Source organism: Dechloromonas sp. A34 (genome assembly GCF_026261605.1).
In the GTDB taxonomy this organism is placed as follows: Bacteria; Pseudomonadota; Gammaproteobacteria; order Burkholderiales; family Rhodocyclaceae; genus Azonexus.
This window is the reverse complement of sequence record NZ_CP102486.1, coordinates 483,810-499,853: the sequence shown is the minus strand read 5'-3', so window position 1 is coordinate 499,853 and position 16,044 is coordinate 483,810. Positions and strand designations below refer to the sequence as shown.

17 protein-coding genes are annotated in these 16,044 nt (G+C 65.5%); 11 read left to right on the top strand and 6 right to left on the bottom strand.

Going from position 1 to position 16,044, the window contains the following annotated elements; genetic code table 11:
- Positions 1-3: 3 nt before the first annotated feature.
- The 5 genes from NQE15_RS02530 to NQE15_RS02510 all read right to left on the bottom strand — a co-directional run bounded on the left by NQE15_RS02530 (position 4) and on the right by NQE15_RS02510 (position 5,922).
- Positions 4-336, bottom strand: coding sequence for a hypothetical protein (locus tag NQE15_RS02530; protein ID WP_265946224.1), 333 nt, complete (start codon positions 334-336; stop codon positions 4-6).
- A gap of 139 nt (positions 337-475) precedes the next feature.
- A complete protein-coding gene (locus NQE15_RS02525) occupies positions 476-1,708 on the bottom strand; it encodes an amidohydrolase family protein (protein ID WP_265946222.1) in 1,233 nt (410 codons plus the stop codon).
- Positions 1,708-3,849, bottom strand: a complete 2,142-nt coding sequence (aas, locus tag NQE15_RS02520; protein ID WP_265946220.1) for a bifunctional acyl-ACP--phospholipid O-acyltransferase/long-chain-fatty-acid--ACP ligase — start codon at positions 3,847-3,849, stop codon at positions 1,708-1,710. The genes NQE15_RS02525 and aas overlap by 1 nt, the downstream gene beginning before the upstream one ends.
- Positions 3,849-4,160, bottom strand: coding sequence for an ArsR/SmtB family transcription factor (locus NQE15_RS02515; protein WP_265946218.1), 312 nt, complete (start codon positions 4,158-4,160; stop codon positions 3,849-3,851). Before NQE15_RS02515 ends, aas begins: the two co-directional genes overlap by 1 nt.
- A 406-nt stretch (positions 4,161-4,566) precedes the next feature.
- The gene (locus tag NQE15_RS02510; RefSeq protein ID WP_265946216.1) at positions 4,567-5,922 is read right to left on the bottom strand and encodes an alkaline phosphatase PhoX; all 1,356 of its coding nucleotides are present in this window, start codon (positions 5,920-5,922) and stop codon (positions 4,567-4,569) included.
- Between the two features lie 301 nt (positions 5,923-6,223).
- On the opposite strand from NQE15_RS02510, the gene NQE15_RS02505 reads away from it, so the two are divergent.
- Genes NQE15_RS02505 through NQE15_RS02490 form a run of 4 tightly spaced genes read left to right on the top strand, consistent with a single transcriptional unit; the run spans position 6,224 to position 9,535 of the window.
- Positions 6,224-8,176, top strand: a complete 1,953-nt coding sequence (locus tag NQE15_RS02505) for a secretin N-terminal domain-containing protein (RefSeq protein WP_265946213.1) — start codon at positions 6,224-6,226, stop codon at positions 8,174-8,176.
- Positions 8,176-8,655, top strand: a complete 480-nt coding sequence (locus NQE15_RS02500; RefSeq protein ID WP_265946211.1) for a type II secretion system protein — start codon at positions 8,176-8,178, stop codon at positions 8,653-8,655. The genes NQE15_RS02505 and NQE15_RS02500 overlap by 1 nt, the downstream gene beginning before the upstream one ends.
- A gap of 2 nt (positions 8,656-8,657) precedes the next feature.
- Positions 8,658-9,038, top strand: a complete 381-nt coding sequence (locus NQE15_RS02495; RefSeq protein ID WP_265946209.1) for a type IV pilin protein — start codon at positions 8,658-8,660, stop codon at positions 9,036-9,038.
- On the top strand, positions 9,032-9,535 hold the full coding sequence (locus NQE15_RS02490; protein ID WP_265946207.1) for a type II secretion system protein: 504 nt from the start codon (positions 9,032-9,034) through the stop codon (positions 9,533-9,535). The genes NQE15_RS02495 and NQE15_RS02490 overlap by 7 nt, the downstream gene beginning before the upstream one ends.
- On the opposite strand, the gene NQE15_RS02485 is transcribed toward NQE15_RS02490, so the two are convergent.
- Positions 9,532-10,161 (bottom strand): lytic transglycosylase domain-containing protein, encoded by a 630-nt coding sequence (locus NQE15_RS02485; protein ID WP_265946205.1) that lies wholly within the window; start codon positions 10,159-10,161, stop codon positions 9,532-9,534. The two genes, NQE15_RS02490 and NQE15_RS02485, sit on opposite strands and share 4 nt — an antisense overlap.
- Positions 10,162-10,275: 114 nt before the next feature.
- Here NQE15_RS02485 and gspG point away from each other — a divergent pair, with 114 nt between their 5' ends.
- The 7 genes from gspG to NQE15_RS23770 all read left to right on the top strand — a co-directional run bounded on the left by gspG (position 10,276) and on the right by NQE15_RS23770 (position 15,933).
- Positions 10,276-10,710: a type II secretion system major pseudopilin GspG gene (gene gspG, locus NQE15_RS02480; RefSeq protein WP_265946203.1), complete on the top strand. Its 435-nt coding sequence runs from the start codon at positions 10,276-10,278 to the stop codon at positions 10,708-10,710.
- A gap of 11 nt (positions 10,711-10,721) precedes the next feature.
- Positions 10,722-11,906, top strand: coding sequence for a type II secretion system F family protein (locus NQE15_RS02475; protein WP_265946201.1), 1,185 nt, complete (start codon positions 10,722-10,724; stop codon positions 11,904-11,906).
- Between the two features lie 8 nt (positions 11,907-11,914).
- On the top strand, positions 11,915-13,438 hold the full coding sequence (locus NQE15_RS02470; protein ID WP_323054945.1) for a GspE/PulE family protein: 1,524 nt from the start codon (positions 11,915-11,917) through the stop codon (positions 13,436-13,438).
- 150 nt (positions 13,439-13,588) lie between these two features.
- Positions 13,589-14,356, top strand: a complete 768-nt coding sequence (locus NQE15_RS02465; protein WP_265946199.1) for a hypothetical protein — start codon at positions 13,589-13,591, stop codon at positions 14,354-14,356.
- Positions 14,349-14,879 carry a PilN domain-containing protein gene (locus tag NQE15_RS02460; protein ID WP_265946196.1) on the top strand — a complete coding sequence of 177 codons (531 nt, stop codon included), beginning with the start codon at positions 14,349-14,351 and terminating at the stop codon, positions 14,877-14,879. The genes NQE15_RS02465 and NQE15_RS02460 overlap by 8 nt, the downstream gene beginning before the upstream one ends.
- Positions 14,861-15,433: a GspMb/PilO family protein gene (locus tag NQE15_RS02455; protein ID WP_265946195.1), complete on the top strand. Its 573-nt coding sequence runs from the start codon at positions 14,861-14,863 to the stop codon at positions 15,431-15,433. The genes NQE15_RS02460 and NQE15_RS02455 overlap by 19 nt, the downstream gene beginning before the upstream one ends.
- On the top strand, positions 15,430-15,933 hold the full coding sequence (locus tag NQE15_RS23770) for a secretion system X translation initiation factor (protein WP_323054944.1): 504 nt from the start codon (positions 15,430-15,432) through the stop codon (positions 15,931-15,933). Before NQE15_RS02455 ends, NQE15_RS23770 begins: the two co-directional genes overlap by 4 nt.
- Positions 15,934-16,044 lie beyond the last annotated feature (111 nt).

Below are 16,044 nucleotides of genomic sequence, written 5' to 3'. Positions count from 1 at the left end.
TCTTTACCCCCGAATAACAATCGACTTGTCGTAGCGGTCTGCGAGTTTCCCGGCAAAGGCCGAGAACAACACAAACGGCAGGATAAACAAGCCGGCTGCAAGGTTAGCGACTAGGCCGCCAGAAAGTGAGGTGTATTCAGCTGCGTGAAATGTCACCAGCAGAATCGCCAGTTGCTTCAGAAATGAGTCGTTGAAGGCACCAGCTAACTGGGTGAGAAAAAACGGGCCGTAGCGCCGTTGCCCAAGGAGAGCGAACTGTGACTTGGCGGCTGGACGGCTGCCTTCATCAACTAAGCGCTTTGCCGCCATACCTTGCACATTTTGTTCTGAGCTCATGCCGCTCTCCACTCACTCACACCGAACAACGAGAACAGTTTTACCCGACATAAGAATATGTTGTCGTTGAAGGCGCCGAGGAACTGCGTCCCGAAGAAGGGGGCGAAACGCCGGGTTTTAAGGAGTCCGAACTGACCGCTCATGCTTTACTCGCAGCGAAAACGCGGCGGGTGTGGAAGACCGCCGGCGCAAAGGAATGGCCCTGCCACGCCAACAGGCGCTTCAGGGAGAAATCGAACAGCAGCGGATTGTGCTGGCGCACTATCTCAAGATCGCCGACCGCACCCGCCGGCAGCAAGCCGGCCCGGGCCAGAGTCGCCGGCGAAGTCAGCGGCAGGATGCCGGGCAGCGGGTAGTCGGAGCCGTGCAGCAGGCGCTCGTGCAGGTCGTTGCGCTCGAGCAGGGTACGGATCAGGGCCGGCTTACGGTTGCGCTGGGTGATCGCCGAGATGTCGCCATAGAGCAGCCCCTTGGCACGCGGTTCGGCACAGAGTTTCAGGAAGAGGTCGAAACTCGGGCGCGACCGACCATCGTCGTCGCTATCTTCGCCAAGGGAAGCGCAATGCGCGACCACCACCTTGACCCCGGCATCGAGCGCCCGGCGCAGGCGTAGCGGGTTGCCCCAGGCCTGCGCGTCACCACCCTTGACCGCCTGTTCCTCGCCGCAATGGACGATCAACGGCACGCCGCTGGCGGCCAGCGTCCGGTAGAAGGCGTCGCAGCGCCTTGACGCCGGGTCCATGCCCATCGCGGCCGGCAGCCATTTGACGGCCCGGACGTCGTTGGCGATGGCCGCCTGCAAGGCATGGAGCGCATCGCGCCGGTAGGGATGGATCGACGCCACCCATTCGAAGCGCTCCGGAAAATCACGGGCCAGCTTGGCCGCCCAAGCATCGGGCACGTAAAACGCCGTACGTTCCGTGTGCGCGCGGCCGGTCTCGTCGTGAAACTGTTCGAAGGCGAAGAGCATGACCTTGAAGCCGGCCGGCATGGCATCGCACAGATTGAGCAGGCGGGCGGCGTAGGCGGCATCGACCTTGCCCGGAGCATCGTGGGCACAGCCGGCATTCATGTAGAACAAGCGCTGGGCATAGTGCAGCGGATGCAAGGCTGAGGACAGTTGCGGCCCGACGACGATACCGCTGCCGCCGTCGCCGAGCCCCGCGACATGCACGTGGCAGTCCCAGACCTGGGCCGGATCAATGCCGGCCCAAGCCTTGCGCAGCCACGGGCTGTCGATCAGCGCGGCCGGAATCGCGACCCGGCAGGGATTGATCACGGCCGGCCTGGCCAGGCTCCAGCCAGCGGCCGACAAAGCGGCAGTACCGCCGAGCAGACCAAGGAAGCGCCGTCGGGACATTGAACCGTTCATCAAACCGCCTCGGCCAGACGCTTCAGCGTCACGTAGTCGATCTTGCCGGTGCCGAGCAGCGGCAGCGCTTCGACCCGATGAATCTTGCGCGGCACCGCCAGTTCCGGGACGCCGAGTTCGCGTGCCTTGGCGGCCAGCAGCTCCCGGCTCAATGCACCATCGGTGGTGAACAGCACCAGCGCCTCGCCCTTGGCGGCGTCGGGCTGGCTGGACGCGGCGTGCACCAGGGCCGGCGAAGTCGCGGTGGCCAGTTTCTCGACCACTTCCAGGCTGACCATCTCGCCGGCGATCTTGGCGAAGCGCTTGACCCGGCCGACAATCTTCATGAACCCATCGTCGTCGAATTCGACCACATCGCCGGTCTCGTACCAGCCTTCGCCGAGGTCGGAAGCCGGCGGTTGCAGCACGCCGGGTTGCTCGGCCTTGAGATAGCCGGCCATCACGTTCGGCCCGCGCACATGCAGGATGCCGCCGCCCGCGATGCCGGGCACCGGCAGCAGGCGGTGTTCGATGCCGGGCAGCAGATTGCCGACGGTGCCGGTCCGGTAGGCCATCGGCGTATTGACCGCGAGCACCGGCGCCGTTTCGGTGGCGCCGTAGCCTTCGAAGATGCGCACGCCGAATTTCTCGAACCACTGGTTGCGTACGGCCTCGGACAACTTCTCGGCCCCGGCCACGACGTAGCGCAGGCGATAGAAGTCGTAGGGATGGGCGAACTTGGCGTAATTGCCGAGGAAGGTCGAGGTTCCGAAAAGTACCGTGCAGTTCCGGTCATAGGCCAGTTCCGGGATGATCCGGTAATGGAGCGGGGACGGGTACAGAAAGAGGCTGGCCCCGGTCAGCACCGGCAGCAAGGCGCCGGCGGTCAGGCCGAAGGAATGGAAGATGGGCAGTGCATTGAGCACCTTGTCGTCGACCGAAAAGTCGATCACCGCCCGGATCTGCGCAATGTTGGCGAGGATGGCGCGGTGCGGCAGCACGACGCCCTTCGGCTTGCCTTCGGAACCCGAGGTAAACAGCACGACGGCGGCCTCTTCCGGCGAAGTCGCCAATTCGAACGCCCTGGGGAAATGGATGGCATAGGCGATCAGCCACAGTTTGTCGGCCAGGCCGATCTGTTCGCGGATGTCTTCGAGGTAAAGCAGCTGCACGCCATTCAGACCGGCCAGCTTGTCGCTCAGCTTGGCCTGCTCGACGAAGGCGCGCGAGGTAACGACCGTGCGGATTTCCGCAGCATCACAGGCCGCCTGCATGGCATCGGTGCCGGCCGAGTAGTTGAGCATGGCCGGGACGCGCCGGCGCGCACTCATGCCGAAGATCAGACCCAACGTCGGCACCAGATTGGGCAGCAGCAGGCCGACCTTCTCGCCGGGTTCGGAAACCCGCTCGATCTGCCGGCCAAGAATCATCGCCATCTTCAACAGGTCGTTGTAGGAATACTCGATCTGCTTGACGTCTTCGAGCAGGCGGCGCCCGCGGCCGAAGATATCGGCGGCATCGCACAGCGCACCATAAAGCGTCTGCTGCGGGCGCGAGGCGAAGATCATTTCCTGCATCAGCCGACGCATCGCCTCGCCCGACTTGCGGCGGCGCAGCTTGGCGGTCGGGGCATCGGGCATCGGAAAATGCTTTTCCGGCAATACCGTCAGGCGGATCTTTGGGAAAATCTCCTTCGGGTACTTGCCGGACAGCCGTGAGAAGTACGAGCGCGAGGCACCGTCCAGGCGCACCGGGATCACCGTCGCGCCGGTCTTGGCGGCGACGAAGGCCGGGCCGTCGTAAACCTTCATCAGGCTGCCGGTCTGGGTAATTCGTCCCTCGGGGAAGATCACCACCGGGCGACCCGATTCGATCAGGCGGATCACCTTCTTCATCGCCATCGGGCTGGTCGGATCGACCGCCAGGTAATCGACCTGCGAAAGCAGCAGGCGGAACCAGAAGTTGTTGGCAACGCCGGTATGGACTACGAAGACCGGATCGATCGGCAGGAACAAGCCGATCAGCAGGCCGTCGAGAAAGGATTCATGGTTGGCGACGATGAGCAGGTGCTTATGCGAGAAATCCGCCTGTCGCAACTGGACGTCAACACGAAACAAAAGCGTGGCCAGGCCGCGCAACAGCGGCCGCAATAGCTTGCGCATCAGGAATTTTCCTTCAGGTAATCGAGAACGTTGCCGAGAGTGGCTTCGATGGCATCGCGGTTGATCCAGAACCAGACTTCCTTGCCGCGCTTCTCCGAGGCCAGCACACCGGATTCGTGAAGAATTTTCAGATGGTGCGAGACGGTCGACCGGGCCAGCGTGGACACTTCGGCAATCTGCCCGACATTCAGCCGTTCGCCGGGCTCGAACAACAGAAGAATGCGTTGCCGGTGCTCATCGCCCAAGGCGACGAAGATGCGGGACATTTCCTTCCACTCGACAGGCAAAGCGCGGGAGTAATCATTTTTCATGTCGATAATCTTAGTTATATCGTTTTGTACTCGTCAAGCATTTTTTCAAAATACTTCTCGTCCGCAGCTTAAGTAGAGACTTTCGCAATTTAGCTTGAGACAGCAATCCATTGCGCCACGATGGTTTCCCAGGATCATTGGTGGGAAAACGGCCGTCACATCCTGCTAATCGGGGGTTTGAGTTGCAACTCAACCTATATTCTTGTGACTCTATGAGCCACAAGAATATAGGTTGTCCATTTCTGAGACTCGGTCCGACATCAATGGGAACGTTGCCGTCATACGCTGCAGACAAACATGAAATTTAAATAAAAAATACCCTCCGTGTCGATCACGGAGGGTATCCCGGCCGGCTCGCGGCCCCGGCGCGCTGGCCCAACAGGGCGCTCAGGCCCCGCTCGCGGGTTTATTTGTGGTTCTGGCCGTAGTGGTGCCCCTTGTCCGACTTGACGCAGGGGGCGGTGATCATGATGGTGCGATCGACGCCGCTGCTCGGATGCTGGACGTTGATGTAGGCGGTATTCGGCTTGAACGGATCGAAATACAGACCCGTGCCTTCCGCTCCCTTGGTGACCAGGCTGGCCCACTTGCCGACAGCTTCGGCGACGCCGTCGTTATCCTCGTCCTTGGCGAACCAGGTGTCCTGCTTGCCGCCATCCTGGTCTTCGACGATGTAGATGTTGCCGTCGGCATCGATCGCCAGGTTGTCCGGAGCGGTGAACTGGTCACCGACCGGCTTGCCCGTGGCCATGTCCGGCGTGTCGCGGCTGACGAAGAGCTTGACCAGGTTGCTGTTGAGGTCGATCGAGAACACCTTGTGGTTGGTCGTCGTGGCGACGAACAGCATCTGCTTGCCGTTGCGTAGCGTCTTGATTTCCAGATCTTCCGGACGGTCGAAAGGCGTCGCCAGGAAAGCTGGCAGCTTCGGCGTGGCGCGGCCATCGATGGCCTTCAGGCCGTTCGGGTCGATGACGGTGATGGCGCCGGGAAGGGCCGAGCCGTGTGCATCGGTGATCGGAATCCAGGCCGCCTGCCCGGTCGCCTCCTTGGTCTTGCCGTCGCCGACGCGCAGCACGAAAGTCTGGCCCTGGGCGAAGTATTCGTCGCCGGAGGTCGCATTCGGGTTCATCGAGACGAACTTGAAGATGTGGCTGCCATTGCGCTCGTCGATGAAATAGAGGTTGTTCTTCTTGTCGAAGGCCAGACCTTCGTGCGAGACGCGCGGCAGGATGTCGCGATGCTTGATGACGATATTGGCCGGATCGGCCAGCGGGTTGACCACTTCGAACAGGCGGCCGTACGGGCTCGGCGTCTGGGCCGGATCGCTCCAGGACTCCTCGCCGGTCAGGAAGCTGCCCCACGGGGTCCAGCGCGAGGCGTCGAACGCGACGTGAGCGCCTACGGCGGGGCTGGCCCAGATGGTCGTGGTCTGCATGGTGCGCAGGTCGGTGCGCTGAATGCCGGCCTGGCCGGTTTCATAGACGGAGAACAGGAAACGGCCGGCTTGCGGGCCGTTTTCATTGACCGTGTGCATGTCGTAGCTGCCCGTGTCGAAACGGCTTGCCTGGCTGGGATCGCGCGTCACGATGTTGATCTGGCTGAATTCCGGCGAGGCCAGCTTGAACGGCGCCGCTTCCGGCAGGGAGCCAGGCACGTTGTCGCCGACCATCGGGGTGAACTGGTCGAAATTGCTGGCATCGGCAACGGCGTGCGCCGCAACGAAAGCCAGGCTGAGGGCGATAACCAATCTATTGAGCTTCATGCAATGAGTTCCTTGTGTATTGGGAAAATCGGAGCCGCGCGGCGGGCGTTCGCCGTGACGACATCCCATCGGGACTGTTTCTTGTCTGCAGATGGATGGGACGACGGCAATTTAGTGTCTTGTCATTACGCCCGGATTTCACCCATGTGAATTATCGTGCGCCGCATGCCCCGCTCGGAGTGCCGGAACACATCGCCGGCGTCACCGGCCGAGCGGGAACGTAACAGGGCTGTAATGCCCGGTGCTTAACATGAGTCGATTTCGATTCGCACCCGTCATCCGAACCTGGACATCTATCAACTTGGGCAAATCATTCTATTTCCTGCTGCTGGCGGTCACGCTCGGCGGCTGCAGCAACAAGCTCTTCAAGGAGGGCATGGCATCGATCGCCGAAGGACGCCGCGACGAAGGCATCGCCGCGCTCGAACAGGCGGCCAGGGAGCAGCCGCGCGATGCGGAAATCAGGGCGGCCCTGCTGCGCAACAAGGACGAGACGATCAACGAGCATCTGCGCGAGGCCGAGAACCGGCGCCGCAACGGCCAGTTCCCGGCGGCCGAGGCGGCCTATCGCCGCGTCCTCGCCCTCGACAGCCGCAACACCCGCGCCCTGCAGGGTCTCGAACAACTCGGGCCGGACCGGCGCAACGCCCTGTTGCTGGCGCAGGCGACGCAGATGCTGGCCAAGAACGACCGGCTCGGCGCCGAACGCCTGGTCCGCCTGGTCCGGGCGCAGGATCCGATACACGCCGAGGCCCGCCGCCTGGACAACGAGATCGAGCGGCAGCGCGAGGTCGAGCACAACGGCCAGTCCTCGCCGGCCTCGCGGGCCGCGCTGGCCAAACCCGTCGCCCTCGAATTTCGCGACGCCGGCCTGAAATCGGTGTTCGAGATGCTGGCCCGCTCATCCGGCCTGAACTTCGTGCTCGACAAGGACATCAAGGCCGACCTCAAGGTCACGCTGTTCGTACGTAACAGTCCGATCGAGGACATCCTGCGCCTGATCCTGGCGACCAACCAGCTGGAAAAGCGCCAGCTCGGCGACAACAGCTTCCTGATCTACCCGAACACGCCGGCCAAGGCCAAGGAATACCAGGAGTTGGTGGTGCGCAACTTCTACCTCACCAACACCGACGTCAAGCAGGCTCAGAACCTGGTCAAGACCGTCGCCAAGAGCAAAGACGTCTTCGCCGACGAAAAGCTCAACCTGCTGGTCGTCAAGGACACGCCGGACGCCATGCGGCTGGTCGAACGCCTGATCGACTCGCTCGACCTGGCCGAGCCCGAGGTGATGCTCGAAGTCGAGGTGCTCGAGGTCAGCCGCAGCCGGATGAACGAGTTCGGCGTCGACTGGCCGGATGCGATCGGCTATGGCGCCCTGCAGAAGGAAATCACGACCCAGACCTACGCCAACGGCGCCACCCTCAACAACGTCACGCCCGGCGGTACGCTGTCGCCCGGCTTCGTGCCGCTCGACAAGTTCGGCAGCCTGGTCAGCTTCGTCGCCAACCCGGCCTTCACGCTCAACATCAAGGGCCAGAACGCCGACACCAACGTCCTGGCCAATCCGCGCATCCGGGTCAAGAACCGCGACAAGGCCAAGATCCATATCGGTGACAAGCTGCCGGTGTTCACCACGACCTCGACCGCCAACGTCGGCGTCTCGGCCTCGGTCAACTACCTCGATGTCGGGCTCAAGCTCGAGGTCGAGCCCAATGTCACCCTCGACGACGAAGTCTCGATCAAGGTCGGCCTCGAGGTGAGCAGTGTCGTCAAGGAAGTCATGGGGCCTTCCAATTCCCTCGCCTACCAGGTCGGCACCCGCAGCGCCAACACCAGCCTGCGCCTCAAGAACGGCGAGACGCAGGTCCTGGCGGGCCTGATCAGCGACGAGGAACGCAAGACCACCAACCATGTGCCGGGCCTCGGCGAAATCCCGGTGGTCGGCAGGGTCTTCGGCAGCCATCGCGACACCTCGATCAAGACCGAGATTATCCTGCTGATCACGCCGCGCATCGTGCGCAACATCCATCGGCCGGAATTCGTCCAGCCCTATCTCGCCTCCGGTACCGAAGCCGCCGTCGGCGCGGCGCCAATGACCGTGCGGACGCCGGAGGCTCGCTCGCTGTCGATGAGTTCGCGCGGCGGCGCCGGCGGCTTCGCGGCGCCTTCGGCACCCGCCGGGCGAGAGGACGACGATGCGCCGGCGACCGCCGCCGGACAAGCCAGCGGCCTGCAGCGACAAGAGGAAGACTGATGCCGCACGGCAAGTCGCGCGGCTTCAGCCTGATCGAACTGGTCGTCACAGTGGCCATCCTCGGCGTACTCGCCATGGCCGCCTCGCCCTTGCTCGAAACCACCGCCCGGCGCCAGAAGGAGGCCGAACTGCGTAGCGCCCTGCGGGAAATTCGCGGCGCCATCGACGCCTACCGCCGCGCCGTCGAGGATGGCAAGATTGCCCGGGGCAGCGACGAAAGCGGCTATCCGGCCCGGCTGGAAGACCTGGTCATGGGCGTCGAGAATCGTCAGGATCCGGCCCGGGGCAAGATCTATTTCCTCCGCCGCCTGCCGCGCGACCCTTTCAGCCCGTCGGTCGAGGCCACGCCGGCGCAGACCTGGGGAAAACGCAGTTATGCCAGCCCGCCGGACAACCCCCAGGAGGGCGTCGACATCTTCGATGTCCATTCGCGCGCCGACGGACTCGGCAGCAACGGCATCGCCTATCGGGAGTGGTGAGCATGGGCAAAGCTTCCGGCGGATTCACGCTGATCGAACTGCTGGTCGTCATGGCCGTCATCGCCACCCTGCTGACCATCGCCGTGCCGCGCTACTTCGAGCATATCGACCGGGCCCGCGAGGCGACGCTGCGCGAGTCGCTGGCCGTGATGCGCGACGCGATCGACAAGTTCCGGGCCGATACCGGCCGCTATCCCGAAACCCTGGATGACCTCGTGACGCGTCGCTACCTGCGCAAGATACCGCCCGACCCGATCACCGAAAGCGCCGCCAACTGGGTGATCGTGCCACCGCCCGACGAACCCGGCCAAGCCCGGGTCTGGGACGTGCAGAGTGGCGCCGAAGGCCAGGGGCGCAACGGCAGCGATTACCGGACATGGTAGCCGGCGCCCGCTGCCGTCAGCGCGGCGTGACCTTCCTCGCCCTGCTCTTCGCCGTCGCCATCGGCGCCATCGCGCTCGCCGGAAGCGGCGCGCTATGGCAAATGGAAAGCCGGCGCGAGAAGGAAAAGGAGCTCCTCTTCGCCGGCGAGGCCTATCGTCGGGCAATCGCCAGCTATGTCGAGCGTTCGCCCGGCGCGCCGGAATATCCGCCCCGCCTCGCCGACCTCCTCCTCGACCCACGCTTTCCGATGCCGGTGCGGCATCTCCGCCGCCTTTACCTGGATCCGATGAGCCGCGATGGCAAGTGGCAGGAAATCCGTCGCCAGGATCGCATCATCGGCGTCGCCAGCAGTGCCATCGAGACGCCGATCAAGCTTGGCGACTTCCCGACGCACCAGGCCGACTTCGAGGGCGCCAGCCGCTACTCGGAATGGCGCTTCATCCACGCTGCAGGAACGCCGAACCGGCGCGGCGCTGCCGCCCAGCGAGCGGATTAGCGCCGAGCAAGGCCGTTCAGGCGCTCGTAATGGGCCAGCACGAGGGGTACGTAGCGCTGCGTCTCGGCATAGGGAGGAATCCGCCAGCCATGCCTGAGCACGGCGTTTTCACCGGCGTTGTAGCCGGCCAGGGCGAGTTCGATGTCGTTGTCGAACAGGGCCAGCAGATCGCGCAGATAACGGGCTCCGGCACGAATGTTGGCGGCCGGATCGCGCGCATTCTCCAGTCCGTAGCGTCGGGCCGTCGCCGGCATCAGTTGCATCAGGCCGGTCGCCCCCCTGGCCGATACCGCCGTGTCGCGATAGCCCGACTCGACTGCGATGACGGCATGGAGCAGCGCCGCATCGACCCCGGTAGTGCGGCTGACGGCGCGTATCGCGTCGTCGAACGGCCGCTGCTCCGTGGGCAGCGCGAACACCCCGCGCGGCACCTTGAGGGCCGCCGCCGCAGGCGCCAGGCGGTCGCGCAGCAGCAGGCGGTAGCGGCTGTCGTTCGGGATGTTGGTCAAGTGTTCCACGCCGCTTTCGTCCACGAAGCCGTAGATCGCGCCGCTGGCCGAAACGCCAGCCGGGAGTGCAGCGGCGATGGCGAGGATCAGGAGGAGACGGCGGGATTTGGCGGGCATGACGGCTGGCAGCTTAGTTTTCTTCCGTTACAGCCAGTTGACGCCGCCATCGTCATTTTTTTGTAACGCCGACGCCCTACCATCGACGACTCCTTTTCCGATTGTCCGAACCCCGTGGCGTCCCACCTCCGCAAGCTTGCCCCCTCCTTCCAGCGTGGCTTCACGCTGCTCGAACTGCTCGTTGTCATGGTCATCATCGGCCTGCTGGCCGGTTATGTCGGACCGAAGTATTTCACCCAGATCGGCAAATCAGAGATCAAGGCGGCGCGCGCCCAGATCGACGCGCTGGAAAAGGCGCTCGACCAGTACCGCCTGGATGTCGGACGCTACCCCAGCAGCGAAAACGGTCTGGCCGTACTGATGCGCCGACCGCCCAGCGAAAGCCGCTGGCAGGGCCCGTATTTGCGCAAGGACCTGCCGACCGACCCGTGGGGCAATGCCTACCAGTACGCGCAACCCGGGGAACACGGCGAATTCGACCTGCTCTCGCTGGGCAAGGATGGCAAGCCGGGCGGCGAAGGCGAAGCCGCCGACATCGGCAACTGGTGAAGGACGGCCGGATGGAGTTCGAAGTCGTCGCGATCTTCCCCGCCCGGGGCGTGACGCGCCTGCGCCTGGCGGCCGACTCGCCGGCCGAACTGGCGCTGGCCCCGACGCTGCAAGGCGCCATCGTCGTCTCCTCGCGGGTGCTCGGCACGAAGCACCGGACAGGGCGCCACGGCCGCTTTCAGCTCGGGCTGTTCACGCGCCAGCTGCTCTCCCTGCTCGAAGCTGGCCTGAATGTCGTCGAAGGCCTCGAAACACTGGTTGAACAGGACCAGGGCAGCGCCTCGAGCGAGGTTCTGGCCGGCCTCCTCACCGCCCTGCGCCAGGGCCAGTCGCTGTCCGCCGCGCTGCGCCGCTTTCCCGCGCTGTTCCCCGATCTCTACGTCGCCACCATCAAGGCCAGCGAACAGACCGGCGACATGCCGGAAGCCCTGCGCCGCTACCTGGTCTTCGACGAGAAGCTCCGCGACTTGAGGAAAAAGCTGCTCAGCGCCGCGATCTACCCGCTGCTCCTGCTCGCCGTCGGCCTGCTCGTCACTTTTTTCCTGCTCGGTTTCGTCGTCCCCCGCTTCGCGCTGGTCTTCGCCGACAGCGGCCGGGCGCCCGAAGGCTTGTCGGCGCTGCTCTTCGCCTGGGGCGACTTCGTCAACCGGCAGGCGACCGGGCTCGTCCTGGGCGGGCTGCTCGCCGCCGCCGGCCTCGTCGGCCTCCTTTCCCTGGCGTCGGTACGCGCCTTCCTGGGGCGGCTTGTCTGGCGCCTGCCGGGCATCGGCGAACGGCTGCGCATTGTCTATCTGGCCCGCTTCTACCGCACCGTCGGCATGCTGCTGCGCGCCGGCATCCCCCTTCGCTCGACCCTGCTGATGGTTGCCGACATCCTTCCGGCAGCGCTCGGCATCGGCCTGCAGCGGGCGATCAACGACATCGAACAGGGCTTGACCTTCTCGGATGCCGTCGTCCGCGGCGGCCTGAGCACGCCGATCGCCCGCCGGATGATCGCGGTCGGCGAAAAGAGCGGCCAACTGGGACAGATGCTCGAATCGGTCGCCAGCTTCTACGACGAGGAAATCAACCGTCTGGTCGACACCTTCAGCCGCCTCTTCGAACCGCTGCTGATGACTGCCATCGGCCTCGTCATCGGCGGCATCGTGCTCCTGCTCTACATGCCAATCTTCGAACTAGCCGGGAATTTTCAATAGGACACGCGATGAATTCACCCGTCAATGCCATTCGTTTTGAGCCCGACGCGCTGCGCCAAGCCGCCCGCCAGTTGGCCGCCCAGGGCGGACTGCCGGCCGTCATGGCCGGCCTGCAGGCGACGTTCGGTGTCGCCGAGCAGGAAGCCGCCGAACTGACCGCCGCGCTCTTCGGTCTGCGCAGCGTGCGCCTGGCCGATCTGCCGGACCATGCGCTGGCCCTTTCGCTGGCGTCGTTCGCCGAATTCAACCGGCGCCAGGTCCTGCTCATCGAAAACGGCCCGGACTGCCTCGCGGTCGCGCCGAACCCCCTCGATGCGACCCTTCGCGACTGGCTGGAAGGTTTGCTGCCGCTGACGCGTAGGATCGACTGGCGGCTCGCCCCGGAATCGGTGATCGCCGCCTACCTGGCCCGCGAGGAAACGCGCGTCCGGGCGCTCGACGGCAATTTCGGCGGCGACCGCGCCGCCGAGCACCGCGCCGACCGCCCGGAAGATCTCTCGCTGCAGGGCATTTCCGAGGAAGGCAGCCATATCGTCCGGCTCGTCCGGTCGACGCTCCATGACGGACTGAAGGCCGGGGCCAGCGACATCCATATCGAGGCCAACCAGCGCGGCCTGGCGATCAAGTACCGGATCGACGGCGTGCTCAACCTGGCCGGCACGATCGACGGCCGGGACACGGCCGAGCAGATGATCTCGCGCGTCAAGGTCCTGTCGGAACTCGACATCGCCGAGCGACGCATACCGCAGGACGGCCGCTTCAAGGTCAGCTGGCAGGGGCGCGACATCGACATCCGGGTCTCGATCATGCCAAGCATCTGGGGCGAGGACGCGGTGCTTCGCGTCCTCGACAAGCAGGCCCTGAGTCATCATCTCGACGGCCTGCGCCTGGACGTCATGGGTTTCGACAGCGACACCATGCAGCGCATCCGCCGCCTGTCGGCCGAGCCCTACGGCATGTTGCTGGTCACCGGCCCGACCGGCAGCGGCAAGACGACGACGCTATACGCGGCGCTGTCCGAGATCAATCATGGCGACGACAAGATCGTCACCATTGAGGATCCGGTCGAATACCAGCTGGCCGGCGTGCTGCAGATTCCGGTCAACGAAAGGAAGGGCATGGGTTTCGCCCGCGGCCTGCGCTCCATCCTGCGCCACGATCCGGACAAGATCATGGTCGGCGAGATACGCGACGCCGAAACCGCCCAGATTGCCGTCCAGGCTGCGCTGACCGGGCACCTGGTATTCACCACGGTGCACGCCAACAACGTCTTCGACGTCATCGGCCGCTTCTTGCACATGGAGGTGGACCCTTACAACCTGGTCTCGGCCCTGAACGGCGTCGTCGCCCAGCGCCTGATCCGCACCCTTTGCCCCGCCTGCGCCAGCCCGACGAGGCCGGACGAGCACAGCCTGGAGCATGCCGCAATCGCGCCCGCCGCCGTCGCCGACTGGCGCTTCCGCCAGGCCGTCGGCTGCGGTAGCTGCCGGGGAACAGGCTACCGGGGCGGCGTGCCATCGCCGAACTGCTAACGCTGAACGATGAAATTCGCGAACTGATCCTTGCCCGGGCGCCGATCCGGCAACTGAAGGAAGCGGCCCGGCGCGGCGGCACCCGTTCGCTGCGCGAATCGGCGCTGGATCTCGTGCAGGCCGGCGTGACAAGCCTGGAGGAGGCAAACCGTGTCACTTTCGTGGCTTGACCGACTCAGCCTGCTCGTCGCGCCGCAGGCCGTGGTGCTCGAACGACGTTCCTGGCGCGGCCGGCACGAACGCTTCTCGGCCCCGGTGCGTGCGGCCGGCGGCGACGAGGCGGCGTGGCTGCCCGGCCTGACGGCGAGCGCCGCGCTGCTCGCCGAACACGCTGCGCCGCACTGCCGTCTGCAGGTGACGGTGGCCAATCCCTTCGTCCGTTACGCGCTGCTCCCGTGGAGCGAAGCCGTGCTCGGCGACAAGGCGCGGCTCGCCATGGCCCGCGCGCTACTGCGCAACAGCCTGGGCGATCAGGCTGAGCGGCTGGAGATCACGCTCGACCGTCCGCGCTTCGGCATGAACGGTCTCGCCGCCGGCATTCCGAGGGACTTTCTTGACGGCTTGCGCCAGATCGCCAACGAGCGCCGTCTGCGCCTGGCCAGCATTCAGCCGCTCCTCGGCAAGGCGCTGCGGGACGAAGGCGCCGACCTGAACGACGGCTTCGTCGCCTTCCCCGAGGCCGGCTGGCTGACGCTGGTCGGCCTGCAGGGCGGCAACCTGCGCCTGCTCCGCAACCACCGGGCGGACACCGCGCCGGGGCGACTGGCAGACGAGTTGCTCGGCATCCTGACGACCGAGAGCGGTCTGATCGAACGGCGAAGGCTGGCGGTCTTCAGCCCCGAGGCCTGGCCGGAATCCATCGGCGACTGGCGGGTCGAGTGCCGTCCCTCGCTGGCGAAGGGAGGGGCGCATGCCTGACCTCGGCCTGGAATTCCAGCCGCACCGACCGGGCCTTCTGCCGCTCCTGCTGCTTTTCGCCGCCGGAGTGCTCTGCGTCGATGCCGGGATCGACCTGCGCGACCAGCACGCCCAGCTGGCCGAATTGCAGGCGCAGCAGGCGGCGGCCCAGCGCCGCGCCGAACGGCTGGCGCTGGCGACCAGCGCCAGTGCCGGGCGTGCCGCCGCCCTGCCGAGCGACCAAGAAAAGGCCTTGCGGCAAGCCGTCGCGGCGATCCGCGTCGATTGGGAAGAACTCTACCGCCACATCGACCGGGCCACGCCCGAGGATGTCGCCCTGCTTGCGCTGACGCCCAATGTTGCCGGCGCGTCACTGCAGATCTCCGGCGAAGCGCGCGACATCAAGGCCGCCCTAGGCTTCGTCGAGGCATTGCGCCGCCCGCCGCTGTCGAAGGTCAGCCTGCTCTCGCACAAGGTCAAGGCTGAGGATCCGCAACATCCCGTTACTTTCGAGATTGCCGCGACGTGGTCCAGCCCGATCTGAAGGCGTGGCTCGTCCGCCCCCGCTTCGCCCTGGCCAATCCGGACTGGCTGCTGGTCGCCGGTGCCCTCCTCGCGCTTGGAGCCGTCGTCCTGCATCTGTTCGTGCTGCCGGCGCGCGCCGCGGCGATCGAGGCTGCCGAAGCGTGGCTCGCCGAAAGTGAACGGGACAACCGCCGCGCCCAGATCGATCGCCGGCTCGCCCAGGCGACGCCGGAACTGGCCCGCCTCGGCCAAATCGAGGGATTTTCCGACGAAACGCGCCTGCATGGAGATCTCGGCCGGCTGCTCGAACTCGCCGCAGAGGGTGGCCTCAAGCTGACGACGGGCGACTACCGGCTGCTCGCCGGCAAGGAAAAGCTGTTCGACCGCTACGTCCTGACCCTGCCGGTGCAGGGCGGCTACCGCGACCTGCGCCGCTACCTGGCGGCGCTGCGCGCCGAATTCCCGGCCATCGCCATCGAGGACGTCAGTCTGCGCCGCGACAACATCGGCGCCGGCCAGGTCGATGCGCAGCTTCGCCTGGCCATCTTTTCACGTCGCCAGGAGACGCGATGAAGCTGTCCGCGATCAGGTTGCGCCAGCTGATTCTCGGCTCACTGCTGCTCGGCACGCTGGGCGCGGCCGCCCTGGTCGACGACGCGCCGCTCGAGCCGGCGCGACCTGCAGGCGCGAAAACGGCCGTCGCCGCGCCCACAGTCACGGATGCAGCCGCCACCGTACTGCCGGCCCGGGCGCTGGCCGCGCCGCGCGAGGGGATCGCCGACGCGCCGCCGGACTCGCCCGACCCATTCCGCAGCCGCAGCTGGTATGTCCCGCCGCCCCCGCCACCACCTGCCAAGCCGAGCGCGCCGCCCCTGCCCTTCGAATACCTCGGGCAACTGGTCGAGGCGGACGAAAGGCGCGTTTTCCTGAAGCACCAGGGACAGAACCGGATCATCCGGGTCGGCGATGTGATCGCCGGCACCTATGCCGTCGAGGCATGCGACGCCGGCCAGGTAGTCTTCATCTACCTGCCGCTGAAGGAGCGCCAGGTGCTCGCCACCGGCCCCGGTTAGATCGCGCCGGCTCGCCGTCGGGAGATGCCCGGCACGATGCGTCATCCCGGCGACATCTTCCGGTCATCGAATCGTCTTAAGCTGCCAGGCAGCATGCGTTTTCCCGGACGG

Excerpts from the sequence above, each read along its gene's own strand:
- NQE15_RS02500 (WP_265946211.1), top strand. The coding sequence starts at position 8,176 with ATGCCGCACGGCAAGTCGCGCGGCTTCAGCCTGATCGAACTGGTCGTC.
- NQE15_RS02475 (WP_265946201.1), top strand. The coding sequence starts at position 10,722 with ATGGAGTTCGAAGTCGTCGCGATCTTCCCCGCCCGGGGCGTGACGCGC.
- NQE15_RS02515 (WP_265946218.1), bottom strand. The coding sequence starts at position 4,160 with ATGAAAAATGATTACTCCCGCGCTTTGCCTGTCGAGTGGAAGGAAATG.
- NQE15_RS23770 (WP_323054944.1), top strand. The coding sequence starts at position 15,430 with ATGAAGCTGTCCGCGATCAGGTTGCGCCAGCTGATTCTCGGCTCACTG.
- NQE15_RS02490 (WP_265946207.1), top strand. The coding sequence starts at position 9,032 with ATGGTAGCCGGCGCCCGCTGCCGTCAGCGCGGCGTGACCTTCCTCGCC.
- NQE15_RS02530 (WP_265946224.1), bottom strand. The coding sequence starts at position 336 with ATGAGCTCAGAACAAAATGTGCAAGGTATGGCGGCAAAGCGCTTAGTT.
- NQE15_RS02470 (WP_323054945.1), top strand. The coding sequence starts at position 11,915 with ATGAATTCACCCGTCAATGCCATTCGTTTTGAGCCCGACGCGCTGCGC.
- NQE15_RS02510 (WP_265946216.1), bottom strand. The coding sequence starts at position 5,922 with ATGAAGCTCAATAGATTGGTTATCGCCCTCAGCCTGGCTTTCGTTGCG.
- NQE15_RS02485 (WP_265946205.1), bottom strand. The coding sequence starts at position 10,161 with ATGCCCGCCAAATCCCGCCGTCTCCTCCTGATCCTCGCCATCGCCGCT.
- aas (WP_265946220.1), bottom strand. The coding sequence starts at position 3,849 with ATGCGCAAGCTATTGCGGCCGCTGTTGCGCGGCCTGGCCACGCTTTTG.
- NQE15_RS02460 (WP_265946196.1), top strand. The coding sequence starts at position 14,349 with ATGCCTGACCTCGGCCTGGAATTCCAGCCGCACCGACCGGGCCTTCTG.
- NQE15_RS02525 (WP_265946222.1), bottom strand. The coding sequence starts at position 1,708 with ATGAACGGTTCAATGTCCCGACGGCGCTTCCTTGGTCTGCTCGGCGGT.
- NQE15_RS02495 (WP_265946209.1), top strand. The coding sequence starts at position 8,658 with ATGGGCAAAGCTTCCGGCGGATTCACGCTGATCGAACTGCTGGTCGTC.